This is a genomic window from Streptomyces sp. NPDC059248, from assembly GCF_042753905.1.
GTDB lineage: Bacteria > Actinomycetota > Actinomycetes > Streptomycetales > Streptomycetaceae > Streptomyces.
The window spans coordinates 59,421-72,955 of the sequence record NZ_JBHYZV010000021.1 but is presented as its reverse complement, the minus strand read 5'-3'; the positions used below and the strand labels follow the sequence as shown (position 1 = coordinate 72,955).

14 protein-coding genes are annotated in these 13,535 nt (G+C 71.3%); 12 read left to right on the top strand and 2 right to left on the bottom strand.

Annotation, left to right across the window (positions count from 1 at the left end; all coding sequences use genetic code 11):
• Nucleotides 1–376 precede the first annotated feature (376 nt).
• The gene (locus ACFXG1_RS11740) at nucleotides 377–544 is read right to left on the bottom strand and encodes a hypothetical protein (RefSeq protein WP_384742205.1); all 168 of its coding nucleotides are present in this window, start codon (nucleotides 542–544) and stop codon (nucleotides 377–379) included.
• Between the two features lie 381 nt (nucleotides 545–925).
• Here ACFXG1_RS11740 and ACFXG1_RS11735 point away from each other — a divergent pair, with 381 nt between their 5' ends.
• The 4 genes from ACFXG1_RS11735 (at nucleotide 926) to ACFXG1_RS11720 (ending at nucleotide 4,513) form a co-directional block, all read left to right on the top strand.
• Complete coding sequence (locus ACFXG1_RS11735) at nucleotides 926–1,579, top strand: response regulator transcription factor (protein ID WP_146482805.1); 654 nt, start codon at nucleotides 926–928, stop codon at nucleotides 1,577–1,579.
• A gap of 3 nt (nucleotides 1,580–1,582) precedes the next feature.
• Entirely contained in the window at nucleotides 1,583–2,815 is a 1,233-nt protein-coding gene (locus tag ACFXG1_RS11730) for a sensor histidine kinase (RefSeq protein WP_384720603.1), read from the top strand.
• A gap of 419 nt (nucleotides 2,816–3,234) precedes the next feature.
• On the top strand, nucleotides 3,235–3,531 hold the full coding sequence (locus ACFXG1_RS11725; RefSeq protein WP_006345898.1) for a DUF4193 domain-containing protein: 297 nt from the start codon (nucleotides 3,235–3,237) through the stop codon (nucleotides 3,529–3,531).
• A gap of 13 nt (nucleotides 3,532–3,544) precedes the next feature.
• The gene (locus ACFXG1_RS11720) at nucleotides 3,545–4,513 is read left to right on the top strand and encodes a hypothetical protein (protein ID WP_384742202.1); all 969 of its coding nucleotides are present in this window, start codon (nucleotides 3,545–3,547) and stop codon (nucleotides 4,511–4,513) included.
• 231 nt (nucleotides 4,514–4,744) lie between these two features.
• Here ACFXG1_RS11720 and ACFXG1_RS11715 read toward each other — a convergent pair whose 3' ends face one another.
• Entirely contained in the window at nucleotides 4,745–5,200 is a 456-nt protein-coding gene (locus ACFXG1_RS11715; protein WP_384720115.1) for a DUF3093 domain-containing protein, read from the bottom strand.
• A gap of 195 nt (nucleotides 5,201–5,395) precedes the next feature.
• Here ACFXG1_RS11715 and ACFXG1_RS11710 point away from each other — a divergent pair, with 195 nt between their 5' ends.
• The 8 genes from ACFXG1_RS11710 to ACFXG1_RS11675 all read left to right on the top strand — a co-directional run bounded on the left by ACFXG1_RS11710 (nucleotide 5,396) and on the right by ACFXG1_RS11675 (nucleotide 13,382).
• A complete protein-coding gene (locus ACFXG1_RS11710) occupies nucleotides 5,396–6,028 on the top strand; it encodes a PaaI family thioesterase (RefSeq protein WP_384720117.1) in 633 nt (210 codons plus the stop codon).
• Nucleotides 6,029–6,571: a dUTP diphosphatase gene (gene dut, locus ACFXG1_RS11705; protein ID WP_384720120.1), complete on the top strand. Its 543-nt coding sequence runs from the start codon at nucleotides 6,029–6,031 to the stop codon at nucleotides 6,569–6,571.
• A gap of 1 nt (nucleotide 6,572) precedes the next feature.
• Entirely contained in the window at nucleotides 6,573–7,358 is a 786-nt protein-coding gene (locus ACFXG1_RS11700) for a DUF3710 domain-containing protein (RefSeq protein ID WP_384720121.1), read from the top strand.
• Between the two features lie 190 nt (nucleotides 7,359–7,548).
• The gene (locus ACFXG1_RS11695) at nucleotides 7,549–8,301 is read left to right on the top strand and encodes an ABC transporter ATP-binding protein (protein WP_384717280.1); all 753 of its coding nucleotides are present in this window, start codon (nucleotides 7,549–7,551) and stop codon (nucleotides 8,299–8,301) included.
• A gap of 267 nt (nucleotides 8,302–8,568) precedes the next feature.
• Nucleotides 8,569–11,112, top strand: a complete 2,544-nt coding sequence (locus tag ACFXG1_RS11690) for an ATP-binding protein (protein WP_384742199.1) — start codon at nucleotides 8,569–8,571, stop codon at nucleotides 11,110–11,112.
• A gap of 208 nt (nucleotides 11,113–11,320) precedes the next feature.
• Nucleotides 11,321–12,007 carry a response regulator gene (locus ACFXG1_RS11685; protein ID WP_384717271.1) on the top strand — a complete coding sequence of 229 codons (687 nt, stop codon included), beginning with the start codon at nucleotides 11,321–11,323 and terminating at the stop codon, nucleotides 12,005–12,007.
• 187 nt (nucleotides 12,008–12,194) lie between these two features.
• The gene (locus ACFXG1_RS11680; RefSeq protein WP_384717283.1) at nucleotides 12,195–12,545 is read left to right on the top strand and encodes an OB-fold nucleic acid binding domain-containing protein; all 351 of its coding nucleotides are present in this window, start codon (nucleotides 12,195–12,197) and stop codon (nucleotides 12,543–12,545) included.
• Nucleotides 12,546–12,548: 3 nt separating this feature from the next.
• Nucleotides 12,549–13,382, top strand: coding sequence for a DUF3159 domain-containing protein (locus ACFXG1_RS11675; protein WP_384717274.1), 834 nt, complete (start codon nucleotides 12,549–12,551; stop codon nucleotides 13,380–13,382).
• Nucleotides 13,383–13,535 lie beyond the last annotated feature (153 nt).

Genomic DNA, 13,535 nt, shown 5'->3' with positions numbered 1-13,535 from the left:
CCGCGCTGCCGGCCGCCGCCCCGCCTCTCCCACTACCCCACCCCACTGGCGGGTGTCGGGGGGCCCCCGGCCCGCCCGCCCGGGCCCCACGTCCGTACGGATGACCATGTGCTCGTTCGGCTCGTCCCTGTCCCCGATCGGGGCCGTCCCGTTGTGACGAGCGGTGAGTTCGCCTGATTTCCGCGAGTGTGTCGGGGGCTTCGCCCCGGGACCTGCTGCGTCTGCCGGATCTTCTGGATCTTCCGGAGCTACTGGATCTTCCGGACCGTCCGGTCCCGATCAGCCTTTCGGGATTCCGGTTCTCCCGGCCGGCCGGGTTCGTTCGTCCGGTGGTGTGCCCCATCGCCTCGGAGGCGGGGGCTCAGGGCCGGGCGGCTCAGGCCGCGCCGACCTCCACGCCGTGCTCGGCGGCCAGCCGCCGGAGGTCTTCCAGCTCGGCCAGCTCGACATCCGCGAGGAAGTCGTCGCCGGTCTCGCGAGCCACGTCGAGATCCGTCTTCGTGGCCCTTATGCGCTGTAGCAGTCCTGCGGTGAATGCGTCCATATGCGCCCCCTCGTCGTGGGTGGTGGCGGGCACGGGGGTGTGCCGCGGTGCCCTCCGCCGCGGGCAGCCGCGGACGGTGAGCGGACGATCACCGCCCCTTGCCGGTCCCGGCGGCGGACGGACGCATACGGGGGATGCGCCCTTACGGGGGTGTGATCGTGGGTGTCCTCTCGTCCTCCCCCGGCCCTCGCTCTGAGAAACCTCAACTGCGCCGGAAATCCCGTTGATTCCCGTACCATCCGACGGCGTTCCCGTGGATCCGGGGCCGGGACCAACCCGCCTTACAGCCGGTTTACGCGCGTAACGGGCAGGATGGATGCGCACAGACAGTGCACGGACATGCCCCGATCTGGTTGACGGGGCCAAGGGAAGGATCGCGACGTGCGCGTACTCGTCGTCGAGGACGAGCAACTGCTCGCCGATGCGGTGGCCACCGGACTGCGCCGGGAGGCCATGGCGGTCGACGTGGTGTACGACGGCGCCGCCGCCCTGGAGCGGATCGGTGTGAACGACTACGACGTCGTGGTCCTCGACCGCGATCTGCCGCTCGTCCACGGCGACGACGTGTGCCGGAGGGTCGTGGAGCTGGGAGTGCCCACCCGGGTGCTGATGCTGACCGCGTCCGGGGACGTCTCGGACCGGGTGGAGGGCCTGGAGCTGGGCGCGGACGACTATCTGCCCAAGCCCTTCGCGTTCACCGAGCTGACGGCCCGGGTCCGGGCCCTGGGGCGGCGGACCACGGTGCCGCTGCCGCCGGTGCTGGAGCGGGCCGGGATCAAGCTGGACCCGAACCGGCGCGAGGTGTTCCGGGACGGCCGGGAGATCCAGCTCGCACCGAAGGAGTTCGCGGTGCTGGAGGTGCTGATGCGCAGCGAAGGCGCCGTGGTCTCGGCGGAGCAGCTGCTGGAGAAGGCCTGGGACGAGAACACCGACCCGTTCACGAACGTGGTGCGGGTGACCGTCATGACCCTGCGCCGCAAGCTCGGCGAGCCGCCGGTGATCGTCACCGTGCCCGGCTCGGGTTACCGGATCTGACCCGTGGCCGGCACGCCCCCACCCCCCAAGGTCCCCCCGAAGCCCTCCTGGGACCCCCGGACCCCGGTCCGGCCGCTGCTGCGGCCGACGATCCGGATACGGCTCACCCTGCTGTACGGCGGGATGTTCCTGATCGCGGGCATCCTGCTGCTGTCGATCATCTATCTGCTGGCGGCCCAGGCCCTGCACGACGGCAACGGTCTGCCCTTCAAGATCCTCTCGGGGAAGTTCCAGGCGACGACGAACTGGTGCGACCTGCCCGCCGAGGGCACGGGTGAGCAGTTCAGCGCCGAGGTCGCCAAATGCTTCGCCGCCCAGCGCGAGGTGGCGCTGAACGATCTGCTGCGCCGCTCGCTCTTCGCGCTGCTGGGGCTGAGCATCATCGCCTTCGCGTTCGGCTACGCGATGGCGGGCCGGGTCCTGTCCCCGCTGGGCCGGATCACCCGGACCGCCCGTCAGGTCGCCGGCTCGGACCTCTCCCGGCGCATCCAGCTGGACGGCCCCGAGGACGAGCTGAAGGAGCTGGCGGACACCTTCGACGAGATGCTGGCGCGGCTTGAGCGGGCCTTCAGCGCCCAGCAGCGGTTCGTCGCCAACGCCTCCCACGAGCTGCGGACCCCGCTGGCGATCAACCGCACCCTGCTGGAGGTCCATCTCTCGGACCCGGGCGCCCCGGCGGAGCTCCAGCAGCTCGGCAAGACGCTGCTGGCGACCAACGAGCGGAGCGAGCAGCTCGTAGAAGGCCTGCTGCTGCTCGCCCGGAGCGACAACCAGATCGTGGAGCGCAAGCCGGTGGATCTCGCCGAGGTCGCGGCCAGGGCCGTGGACCAGACCCGGGGCGAGGCCGACGAGCGGAGCGTGGAGATCCGCGGGGAGCGTACGCCGGCGGTCGTCCAGGGCAATGGCGTGCTCCTGGAGCGCATCGCGCTCAATCTGGTGCAGAACGCCGTCCGGTACAACGTTCCGGACGGGGGTTGGGTCGAGGTGACCACCCGGACCGAGGCCGACCGGGCACTGCTCGTCGTGGAGAACACCGGCCCGGTGGTCCCGGCGTACGAGATCGACAATATTTTCGAGCCGTTCCGGCGGCTTCGGCAGGAGCGGACGGGGAGCGACAAGGGGGTCGGTCTCGGTCTGTCGATCGTCCGGTCGGTGGCGCGGGCCCACGGGGGACGTATCATCGCGGAGCCCCGGGAGGGCGGTGGACTCGTGATGCGCGTCACGCTGCCGCTCTGATGACCGACCCGGGCTGCTGATCGTGATCGCACGCGACCAAAACTCCGTTCGCTTTGGGCGGAATTTTCGGGACCTGTTCCGGGGTTGTCCGTGTGTGATCGATCACAGGGACGATTTTCGGACCATCTACTCTCCGTGATCATGACCCTTCCGTAAAGCCGGGAAAAGTCCGGGTTTTCGAGGGTCCAGATCACGGGAAGTACACGGGGTGGCGCCCGTGAGCTGCGACATTCGGATCGTGTACGGTCCCCATCGCCATCCAACCCGATCACTCCCGAGGGATCCGGTTGGGTGTCGATTGAGTAACAGACCTTGATGTGAGGCAAAATCTCCGCCTCAGGTCGGGCACAAAGTCCGGCCTCTCACGCGTTACGTGCGCTGGAGACACCACAATCACACCCAGAGGGGGAGAGCGACACATGGCAACGGATTACGACACCCCACGCAAGACCGACGACGACGTCGATTCGGACAGCCTTGAGGAACTGAAGGCCAGGCGGAACGACAAGTCGACCTCGACCGTCGATGTCGACGAGTTCGAGGCCGCCGAGGGCATGGAGCTGCCCGGAGCCGACCTCTCCAATGAGGAGCTGGCCGTCCGGGTGCTGCCCAAGCAGGCCGATGAGTTCACCTGCATGAGCTGCTTCCTGGTCCACCACCGCAGTCAGCTGGCCCGTGAGAAGAACGGCCAGCCGATCTGCCGCGACTGCGAGTAAGGACCGGTCGGTCGTGGCAGGCGAGACAGGCGATACACCGTCGCGGAAGCGGCGTTTCCGGCGTCTGAAGCCGTCGGAGACGCATCAGGGCGGTACGGGACCGTCCGGGGCTCCTGAGCCCTCGGACGAGCACTCGGCCGCCCTCCTGCCCCATGCCGTGGGAGACGACGGGCGAGGCCCGGTGGCCTCGCCCGAGACTCTCCCCGTGCTCCCGCCCCAGGGAGTCGAATCGGCGGACGGGCCCCCGGTGAAGACCGGCCGGCTGGCCGGCGTGCGCCGAGGCGTACGCAGAAGCGGTCAGAGCGCCCGGACCGCCGTCGGCTACCTCGCCGACCGGATCATCGACAACGCACCGCGTATCCCGGTGCGCGATCTGGCGACCCTCCGGGCGCAGTTTCCCGGACTGGACCCCGAGCAGCTCGCCGACAAGCTGGTCGCGGGCGCCGCGAACGGCACCGCAACGGTCGGCGCGGGCATCGGGGCCGCGGCGATGCTCCCCGTACCGCCCGCGATGCCCGCGGAGCTGGCCGCCGAGATCACCGGCGTCGCGGCGATAGAGCTGAAGCTCATCGCCGAGCTGTACGAGGTCTACGGCATGCGCCCGCCCGGCGCGCTCAAGGAGCGCACCAGCATCTATCTGGCCACCTGGTCGGAGGAGCGCGGCATCGACGTGACCAAGCCGTCGACCTACAAGAACGCGGCGCTCGTCAGCAGCGGGCTCAAGCGCGAGCTGCGCCAGCAGATCATGAAGCGGATGATCCGGAACCTGCCGAATCTCCTGCCCTTCATGATCGGGGCGGCCGTCGGAGCCGTGATCAACCGCCGGGACACCCGGCAGCTCGCCGACCGCATCCGCAAGGATCTGCGGACCCGCCAGGTGCCCTGGGACGCGCTGGTGGCGCTCCCGCCCCTGGAGCAGCCGCCGAAGGAGCTGGAGCAGTGGCCGGAGCCGGGCCGCCGGCCGCGCGAGCTGGAGCACTGAGCACCCCGTAGCGCCCGGCGGCAGCACTCCCGCGCACAGCGTCGTAGGCCCGTGACGATCCGGTCCTCCGACGGCGGCACGGGCCGGGCGCACCCATCCCCCTCGCCGAAGACGTCCTCCGTGCCTCCGCACGGACGTCCACCGCTTCCCGGAAACGCAGACGGGGCCCTCTACGGGGCCCCGCGCCTCCGCGCGCACCCGTACCCGGTCGCGGTGCGCGGACGTGCCCGCTCAGCCGGAGAGGGCGGCGGCCAGCGCCCGGGGGTCGCGCGTCGACAGATAGACGTACGGCGTCGGATCGGCCGGATCCGTGACCTCGATCCGTACGGCCGTCGGCACATAGCTGCGCAGCAGCATGAAGGCCCGGGGATCGGCCTTGTACGAGCGCCAGGCCCGCGCCTCCTCGGGTTCCAGCACCTCGGGCTCGCCGAGCGCCGACAGCGGGATCCTGGCGTCCCCCGCGACCAGGGACCCGGCGACCACCCGGATCCGGGCGGAGCCGTACGAACTCACCACGGCCCCCGCCACCAGGGATACCGCTATCACCGTGATCAGCGTGGCCGGCAGGCCGACCGGGAAGACCGTGAGCCCGCCCGTGAGACCGAGCAGGAGAACGATCACCCACCACAGGGGCGGGGCGGTGAGACGTTCGTCGTAGCGGGGCGCGGCGGCGGAGGAGGACTGCATACGGCCAAGTCTGGCAGGGGTCCCGGGACGTTCTCCGGCCGGGTACGGCCCGTATCCGGGTGCGCGTACGGATCGTACGGATGTCCACGGCGCCACCCGGCGGACTCGACCGAGGCCCATTCGCGCGGGCGCACGCGGGCGGGCCGCGGGCGCTCGCGTGAGCCGGCCGTCCGACCGCGGGTAATGTCTGCGCCTGTGAGCACTGCGAATCCACCGGGGCCGGTCCCCTCGCCGACGGATCCGGCGACCGTCCGTCCATCACCGCTGACGCCTCCGGCCGATGCCGTAGCCGCCGTACGGCATCCCGAGGCCCCGGCCCCCGGTGAGCCGCTCGGCACCCACTACGACCAGTGCTTCGGCTGCGGCGGCGACCAGCCCCACGGCCTCCATCTGGCGGCCCGGGCCGGTGAGGGCGTGAGCATCACCGCCGAGTTCACGGTGCAGGCCGCCCACCAGGGCGCTCCCGGCCTGGCGCACGGCGGGGTGCTGGCCACGGCCCTCGACGAGTCGCTGGGGTCGCTGACCTGGCTGCTGCGGACGATCGCCGTCACCGGCCGGCTGGAGACCGACTTCGTGAGCCCGGTCCCGGTGGGCACGGTGCTCTTCCTCCGGGCCGAGGTGACCGCGGTCGCCGGGCGGAAGATCTACGCCCGCGCCGAGGGCCGCATAGGCGGGCCCGAAGGACCGCTCGCCGTCCGGGCGAACGCCCTCTTCATCGAGGTCAAGGTCGATCACTTCATCGACCACGGCCGCTCCGACGAGATCGAGGCCGCCATGGCCGACCCCGACCAGATCCGCCGTGCACGCGCTTTCGAGGTGAACCCCTAGATGTCCATCGCGCCCAGCCCGCTCGACCCTCTGGACGTATTGATCCGCCGGGTCGATCCCGAGGTACCGCTGCCGTCCTACGCGCACCCGGGCGACGCCGGGGCCGACCTGGTGACCTGCGAGGCGGCCGAGCTGGCTCCCGGGGAGCGGACGGTGCTCGCGACGGGGATCTCCATCGCCCTGCCCGACGGCTACGCCGCCTTCGTCCATCCGCGATCGGGCCTCGCGGCCCGCTGCGGAGTAGCCTTTGTGAATGCCCCGGGGACGATTGACGCCGGGTACCGTGGGGAAATCAAGGTGATCGTGGTCAATCTCGATCCGCGCGAGAGCGTACGGTTCGAGCGCTTCGACCGCATCGCCCAGCTGGTCGTCCAGAAGGTCGAGAAGGTGCGCTTCCACGAGGTGGCGGAGCTTCCCGGCTCGGCGCGGGCCGAGGGGGGCTTCGGGTCCACCGGCGGCCATGCGGCCGTGGGCGGCCGGGCGGATGGTTCAACGGGTGGGAATCGATACGCTTCCGTCGTATCCGACCGGGAAGGACAGTGACGTGTTCGGACGTCGCAAGAAGAGTGATTCCGCGAGCGACGCGGACGCAGCCGGCGAGGCCGAGCAGGTCGACGCTGCCCTGGACGGGCCCGGCGCTGAGGAGTCGTCGGACACCGACGAGGCCCCCCGGCGGGTGAACCTTCCTCCGGCTCCGCGGCCCGACGGCCCGTGGGACCTGGCCGAGGTGTCCAAGCCCGCCGAGGGCCGGGTCGACCTGGGCGGGCTCTTCGTGCCCGGAGTCGAGGGCATGGAGCTGCGGGTCGAGGTCGCGGGGGACGCGATCGTCGCCGCGACGGTCGTCCTGCGGGACAGCGCCGTCCAGCTCCAGGCCTTCGCGGCGCCGAAGAAGGAAGGCATCTGGGGCGAGGTCCGCGAGGAGATCGCGGGCGGTATCACCCAGCAGGGCGGCGTGATCGACGAGGTCGAGGGCCCGCTCGGCTGGGAGCTGCGGGCCCAGGTGCCGGTCCAGCTCCCGGACGGCACGGGCGGGGTGCAGCTGGTGCGCTTCGTCGGGGTCGACGGGCCGCGCTGGTTCCTGCGCGGTGTGATCTCCGGCCAGGGCGCCGTCCAGCCGGAGGCCGCGGGCCTGCTGGAGCAGATCTTCCGCGACACGGTCGTCGTCCGCGGTGACGGGCCGATGGCTCCCCGTGACCCGATCGTCCTCAAGCTCCCCGAAGACGCGCAGATGGTGCCCGAGGGCGTCCAGCAGGAGGAGCAGGCGGGCTCCCGCTTCTCCGGCGGTATGGGGCAGCTCCAGCGGGGCCCGGAGATCACCGAGGTCCGCTGACGCACCGCCCGGCGGCTCACCGGCCCGTGGGTCCGGTGCCGTATGCCGGTATACGCGGGCGCCGTACCCGCTTCCGACGGGCCGCACCCCCCTTTGTCCACAGGGGGGTGCGGCCCGTCGTCGTACGCCGTACTTTTGTGCGAGATCGCCGGGGACGGGCCGGGCGGTACGGGGACGACAGGGGGATCTGATGGGCGCGGACGAGAGCACGGGAGCGGCGGCCGGGGCGGGGACCGCGGTGGCCGAGGGGCCGATGGTGCGGGTGGAGAATCTGCACCGGACGTACGGCTCCGGCGCCGGGGCGGTGCACGCCCTGCGCGGGGTCTCCTTCGAAGTGCCACGGGGCGAGCTGGTGGCGCTGAAGGGCCGCTCCGGTTCGGGGAAGACGACCCTGCTGAACCTGGTGGGCGGCCTGGACGCCCCCGACGAGGGACGGATCCGGCTCGACGGCACGGATCTGGCCGGGCTCGGCGAGAACGACCTGCTGGAGCTGCGGCGGGACCGGATCGGCTTTGTCTTCCAGTCGTTCGGGCTGATCCCGATCCTGACCGCCGCGGAGAACGTGGGGGTGCCCCTGCGGCTGCGCGGCGCCCCGGTCGCGGAGCGCGACGAGCGGGTGGAGATGCTGCTGGCCCTGGTCGGGCTCGCGGACCACGCCGCACAGCGCCCCACGGAGCTCTCCGGCGGCCAGCAGCAGCGGGTCGCCATCGCCCGCGCGCTCGCCAACCGCCCCGCCCTGCTGATCGCCGACGAGCCGACCGGTCAGCTCGACGCGGAGACCGGACTGTCGGTGATGGAGCTGTTGCGCGCGGTCGTACGGGCGGAGGGGGTGACGGCCCTGGTCGCCACCCATGACGCCCAGCTCCTCGGGCTCGCGGACCGGGTGCTGGAGCTGCACGACGGCGAGATAGCCGAGACGACCGGGTCGGACGTCCAGGGCTGACGTCCGGGGCCGACCGGAGGCCGCACAGGGCCGGTCCGGGGCGCCAGGGCCTTTCGGGGCGTTCCGGGACCTTCCAGGGCCCGTACGAGGGGTCCGGAGACGCCCGGAGGCTCGCGGCCGGGGGCGGGCCGACATCAGAATCGCGTCAATACCGCCCCTCCCGCCCACCCCTCACCCGATTTGCCCGATTCCCTGGCCGTATCGTCGTCGCAGCGTACGAGCGGGACGGCGGGAACGCCGGATCGCCTTCTGAAAGACAATGGGGCCATGGCACGCGGCAAGCTTCGGATCTATCTCGGCGCGGCACCGGGCGTGGGCAAGACCTACTCCATGCTCTCCGAGGCCCATCGCCGGGTGGAGCGGGGCACCGACTGCGTCGTGGCCTTCGTGGAACACCACGACCGGCCGCGGACCGAGGTGATGCTGCACGGTCTCGAACAGGTCCAGCGCCGGGAGCTGGAGTACCGGGGCGCCGTGTTCACCGAGATGGACGTGGACGCGGTGCTGGAGCGGCGGCCGGCCGTCGCCCTGGTGGACGAGCTGGCGCATACGAACGTCCCCGGCTCGCGCAACGCCAAGCGCTGGCAGGACGTGGCGGAGCTGCTGGCGGCCGGGATCGACGTGATATCGACGGTCAACATCCAGCACTTCGAGTCCCTGGGCGACGTGGTGGAGTCGATCACGGGCGTCCGGCAGCGCGAGACCGTACCGGACGAGGTGGTGCGGCGGGCGGAGCAGATCGAGCTGGTCGACATGGCGCCGCAGGCGCTGCGCCGCCGGATGGCCCACGGCAACATCTACAAGCCCGACAAGGTCGACGCGGCCCTGTCGAACTACTTCCGGCCGGGCAACCTGACGGCGCTGCGCGAGCTGGCGCTGCTGTGGGTGGCCGACCGGGTCGACGAGTACCTCCAGCAGTACCGCGGTGAGCACAACATCCGCTCCACCTGGCAGGCGCGGGAGCGGATCGTCGTCGGTCTCACCGGCGGTCCTGAGGGCCGGACCCTGATCCGCCGGGCGGCCCGGATGGCGGCCAAGGGATCGGGCAGCGAGATCCTGGCGGTCTACATCGCCCGCAGCGACGGGCTGACCTCGGCGTCGCCGAAGGAACTCGCGGTGCAGCGCACCCTCGTGGAGGACCTCGGGGGGACGTTCCACCATGTGATAGGCGATGACATCCCCTCGTCCCTGCTGGAGTTCGCCCGCGGGGTCAACGCCACCCAGATCGTGCTGGGCTCCAGCCGCCGCAAGACCTGGCAGTACATCTTCGGCCCCGGGGTGGGCGCGACGGTGGCCCGGGAGTCCGGGCCCGACCTCGACGTCCATATCGTCACCCATGACGAGGCCGGGAAGGGCCGGGGGCTGCCGGTGGCGCGCGGGGCCCGGCTCGGCCGGTCCCGGATCATCGCGGGCTGGCTGGTGGGGGTCGCCGCCCCCGTACTGCTGTCGCTGCTGCTGAACGCGATGGGCGACTCCCTCGGGCTCGCCAACGACGTGCTGCTGTTCCTCTTCGCCACGGTGATGGCGGCGCTGCTGGGCGGACTGCTCCCGGCCCTGGCGTCGGCGGCGGTGGGGACCCTGCTGCTGAACTACTACTTCACCCCGCCCGTGCACACCCTGACCGTGTACGACCCGAAGAACATCGTCGCCATCGTCATCTTCTTCGCGGTCGCGGTCGCGGTGGCGTCCGTGGTGGATCTGGCGGCCCGCCGCACCCACCAGGCGGCCCGGCTGCGCGCCGAGTCCGAGATCCTCTCCTTCCTCGCCGGGAGCGTGCTGCGCGGGGAGACGTCGCTGGACGCGCTGCTCCAGCGGGTCCGGGAGACGTTCGGCATGGAGTCGGTGGCGCTGCTGGAGCGGACGAGCGACGTCGACCCGTGGACCACCGCGGGGAGCGTCGGCCCCCGGTCGGTCGTACGGCCCGAGGACGCCGATGTGGACATGCCCGTCGGGGACCATATGGCGCTGGCGCTGTCGGGGCGGGTGCTGCCCGCCGAGGACCGCAGGGTGCTGGCCGCCTTCGCCGCGCAGGCGGCGGTCGTCCTGGACCGTCAGCGGCTGGTCGGCGAGGCCGAGGGGGCCCGCAGGCTGGCGGAGGGCAACCGGATCCGTACGGCCCTGCTCGCCGCCGTCAGCCACGATCTGCGCACCCCGCTCGCGGCGATCAAGGCGGCCGTCACATCGCTCCGCTCCGACGACGTGGCCTGGTCCGACGAGGACGAGGCCGAGCTGCTGGAGGGCATCGAGGACGGCGCGGACAGACTTGACCATCTTGTGGGCAATCTCCTCGACATGTCCCGTCTTCAGACGGGTACGGTCACCCCGTTGATGCGGGTGACCGATCTCGACGAGGTGGTGCCCATGGCCCTGGTCTCCGTGCCCGACGAGAGCGTCGAGCTGGACATTCCCGAGTCGCTGCCGATGGTCACCGTGGACCGGGGACTGCTGGAGCGCGCGGTGGCGAACATCGTCGAGAACGCGGTCAAGTACAGCCCGGAGGGAACCCCTGTGACGGTGGCGGCGAGCACGCTCGGCGACCGGGTCGAGGTCCGGGTCGCCGACCGGGGACCGGGGGTGCCGGACGACGAGAAGGAGCGGATCTTCGAGCCGTTCCAGCGGTACGGGGACGCCCCGCGCGGGGCCGGGGTGGGGCTGGGGCTCGCGGTGGCCAGGGGCTTTGTGGAGGCCATGGGCGGCACGCTCTCGGCCGAGGACACCCCGGGCGGCGGGATGACCATGGTCCTCACCCTCACGGCGGCGCCGGGGACGAAGCCCGTGACACCCGATCTCCCGGCACAGGTCACCTCGTGATCCGTGGCCCGGCCCCGGAGCGCCACCGGCGCACCGGAGAACCCGACACCACCGAAGCAACCTGCACCACCGATAACAGCGGCAGCACGGACAGCACCGGCAGCACGGACAGCAGTGAATCCCGCGGTGACGCTTTCACCGCACCCGGCGACGGAACTCCCGCGGACACCGACCCGCGACACCTGAAGGACAGAAAGGCGGGCCAGTGATGACCAGGGTGCTGGTGGTCGACGACGAGCCGCAGATCGTACGCGCCCTCGTGATCAATCTGAAGGCGCGCAAGTACGAGGTGGACGCGGCGCCCGACGGCGCGACCGCCCTCCAGCTGGCCGCCGCCCGGCATCCCGATGTGGTCGTGCTCGACCTGGGCCTGCCCGACATGGACGGCGTCGAGGTGATCAAGGGGCTGCGCGGCTGGACCCGGGTACCGATCCTGGTGCTCTCCGCCCGGCACACCTCCGACGAGAAGGTGGAGGCGCTCGACGCGGGCGCCGACGACTACGTCACCAAGCCGTTCGGCATGGACGAGTTGCTGGCCCGGCTGCGGGCCGCGGTCCGCAGGGCGGAGCCGGTGGGCGGCGGTGACGACGACGTGGTCGTCGTGGAGACCGAGGGGTTCACGGTCGATCTGGCCGCGAAGAAGGTGAACCGCGACGGGCGCGACGTCCGGCTGACCCCGACCGAGTGGCATCTGCTGGAGGTGCTGGTACGGAACACGGGCCGCCTGGTCAGCCAGAAGCAGTTGCTGCAGGAGGTGTGGGGTCCCTCGTACGGGACGGAGACCAACTACCTCCGCGTCTACATGGCCCAGCTGCGGCGGAAGCTGGAGACCGATCCATCGCATCCGCGGCACTTCGTGACCGAGCCCGGCATGGGCTACCGCTTCGAACGGTAGCGCTCCGGATGCCTCGGGTGACGCCCCGGGACAGTTGTCCACAGGCGGTCGCGGGGCCGGGCCGGAGGCTGGTCACGGCCGGTACGCTTGCTGCATGAGTGCACCTCCAACCGGGGCGTCGGGCCAGTCCGGGAACGGATCCGGGCCGGGCGACCCGGCGGCGAAGCCGGCCGGCCGCCTCCGCCGTATGTTCGACCGGCTGTCCAGCTCGCGACAGGACCAGGAGTCCGCGGAGCTGCGGGAGGACGCACAGCTGTCCGGGTGCACCCGGATCGCCGAATGCGACGATCGCCAGATCGTCAAAGTGACTGGTACGTTGCGCACGGTGACCCTGCGTCCGAGGGCCGGGGTGCCCGCCCTGGAGGCGGAGCTGTTCGACGGCACGGCCCCACTGGACATCGTCTGGCTGGGCCGCCGCTCGATCGTCGGCATCGAGCCGGGCCGCAGACTCATAGCCTCGGGGCGGATATCCATGGCCCACGGCCGTCGCGTGCTCTTCAACCCCAAATACGAACTCCGACCGCTCGGACAGGAGTAGCCGGTGACGTCTTTCGACAAGCCGACCCCCACCACCACGCCGTCCCCCTCGTCCACCCCGGACGCGCCCTCTTCCGGGGACACCGCGTCACCGGAGCGCCCGGAGGCGGGGGGCGCCACCGCCCCCGGCGCGGTCGCCCAGGACGCGGCCGACGTCAAGGCGGTCACCGAGGCCGCGCTCTTCGAAGCGTTCGGCGGCATTCGCGGCATGGTCGAGACGGTGGTCCCCGGGCTGCTGTTCGTCACCATCTACACGATCAACCAGGACCTCCACTCGTCCGCGATCGCGGCGCTGGCGGTCTCCTTGGTGCTGGTCGCGGCCCGGCTCGTCCTCAAGGGCACGGTGAAACACGCCTTCAGCGGGGTCTTCGGCGTCGCGTTCGGTGTGGTGTTCGCGATGATGACGGGCAACGCCAAGGACTTCTATCTGCCGGGCATGCTCTACACCACGGGCCTCGGCGTCGCGTACATCGCGACCGCGGTGGCGGGGGTGCCGCTGATCGGCCTGATGCTGGGCCCGGTCTTCAAGGAGAACCTCTCCTGGCGGACCCGTAACCCCGGCCGTAAGAAGGCGTATACGAAGGCGAGCTACGCCTGGGGCGCGATCCTGCTGGCGAAGTCCGCGATCCTCTTCCCGCTGTACTGGTGGGCCGACACCACCCAGCTCGGCTGGGTCCTGGTGGCGCTGAAGATCCCGCCGTTCCTGCTCGCCGTCTATCTGACCTGGGTCTTCCTGGCCAAGGCGCCGCCGCCGATCGACGTCTTCGCCGAGATGGAGGCGGAGGAGCGGGCCGAGCGCGAACGGAAGGCGCAGGCCGCGGAGCAGCACGAGAGCTGACGCTCGCGAGCTGATGGGCGCGGGCGCCGACGCGTCGGCCCCGGAAGTGCGTCCGCCGTCGCCCGACCGACGGTAAGGCCGCGGTAAGGCCGGAACGGCGACCAAACGTCGCCCTCCGGAGCCTGCCGCGGCCTTTTCACGGCCACGACAGCC

Excerpts from the sequence above, each read along its gene's own strand:
- ACFXG1_RS11740 (WP_384742205.1), bottom strand. The coding sequence starts at position 544 with ATGGACGCATTCACCGCAGGACTGCTACAGCGCATAAGGGCCACGAAG.
- ACFXG1_RS11725 (WP_006345898.1), top strand. The coding sequence starts at position 3,235 with ATGGCAACGGATTACGACACCCCACGCAAGACCGACGACGACGTCGAT.
- ACFXG1_RS11715 (WP_384720115.1), bottom strand. The coding sequence starts at position 5,200 with ATGCAGTCCTCCTCCGCCGCCGCGCCCCGCTACGACGAACGTCTCACC.
- dut (WP_384720120.1), top strand. The coding sequence starts at position 6,029 with ATGTCCATCGCGCCCAGCCCGCTCGACCCTCTGGACGTATTGATCCGC.
- ACFXG1_RS11695 (WP_384717280.1), top strand. The coding sequence starts at position 7,549 with ATGGGCGCGGACGAGAGCACGGGAGCGGCGGCCGGGGCGGGGACCGCG.
- ACFXG1_RS11690 (WP_384742199.1), top strand. The coding sequence starts at position 8,569 with ATGGCACGCGGCAAGCTTCGGATCTATCTCGGCGCGGCACCGGGCGTG.
- ACFXG1_RS11685 (WP_384717271.1), top strand. The coding sequence starts at position 11,321 with ATGACCAGGGTGCTGGTGGTCGACGACGAGCCGCAGATCGTACGCGCC.
- ACFXG1_RS11680 (WP_384717283.1), top strand. The coding sequence starts at position 12,195 with ATGTTCGACCGGCTGTCCAGCTCGCGACAGGACCAGGAGTCCGCGGAG.